The organism is Nocardioides sp. B129/18 (assembly GCF_055282735.1).
In genome coordinates this window covers 30,023-30,887 of sequence record NZ_JBUZJI010000003.1, presented here as the reverse complement: position 1 = coordinate 30,887, position 865 = coordinate 30,023, and the positions used below count along the sequence as shown (strand labels likewise).

The following is an 865-nucleotide window of genomic DNA, read 5'->3' as shown; positions in this document are numbered from 1 at the left end:
AGCACCGGCGGCCGCATCGACGTCGTCGGCACCGTGCTGCTCTCCGGCGCGCTCGTCGCGATCCTGCTGCCGCTGGCCCAGTCGGCCTCCTGGGGCTGGACGTCGGGCCGGACCCTCGGCCTGCTCGCCCTCGGCGCGGTCCTCGTGGTGGCCTTCGGCTGGTCGCAGACCCGCATCGCCGAGCCGCTGGTCGACCTCGTCGCGCTGCGGCGTCCGCCGATCGTGCTCACCAACATCGCCTCGGTGCTCTTCGGCTTCGCCCTGTTCGCCAGCATGATCGGCACGGCCGGCTACCTGCAGGCCCCCGAGGCCAGCGGCTACGGCTTCGGCTCCTCGATCGTCTTCAGCGGCGTCTGCATGCTGCCCAGCGGCCTGGCCATGCTGGTGCTCTCCGACGTCACCGCGAAGATCATCGCCCGCGTCGGCGGCGCGCGGACCCTGGCGCTCGGCGCCGCGATCCTCGCCGTCGGCTGGCTGATGCGCATCGCGCTCACCTCCGACCTGTGGATGATCATCGTGGGCAGCGCGGTCGTCGGCATCGGCGCGGCCATCGGCTACGCCGCCATGCCCTCGCTCATCAACGAGCACACCGCGCCCAGCGAGATCGCCGCCGCCAACGGCCTGAACTCCCTGGCCCGCAGCCTCGGCACCTCGATCGCCAGCGCCGTCGGCGGCTCGATCCTCGCCGCGAACACCATCGCGCTCGGCGTGGGCGCGACCGCCGTCGAGCTGCCGTCGCTGGGCGGCTACCGCCTGCTGTTCGGCATGTGCGTGGTCGCCTCGGTGCTCGCCGGCGTCCTCGCCCTGATGATCACGCGGCGCCGCGCGGCCTGAGCCCCGCACGCCGTGGGGCGGGATGCCGGAC

The 865-nt window shown here is 73.6% G+C and carries 1 protein-coding gene; it reads left to right on the top strand.

All coding sequences use genetic code 11. From position 1 onward, the window contains the following. Positions 1–273 precede the first annotated feature (273 nt). Positions 274–834 carry an MFS transporter gene (locus ACZDWJ_RS02965; RefSeq protein ID WP_463519605.1) on the top strand — a complete coding sequence of 187 codons (561 nt, stop codon included), beginning with the start codon at positions 274–276 and terminating at the stop codon, positions 832–834. Positions 835–865: the final 31 nt, after the last annotated feature.

Coding starts and splice junctions, on each gene's coding strand:
- ACZDWJ_RS02965 (WP_463519605.1), top strand. CDS start 274: ATGATCGGCACGGCCGGCTACCTGCAGGCCCCCGAGGCCAGCGGCTAC.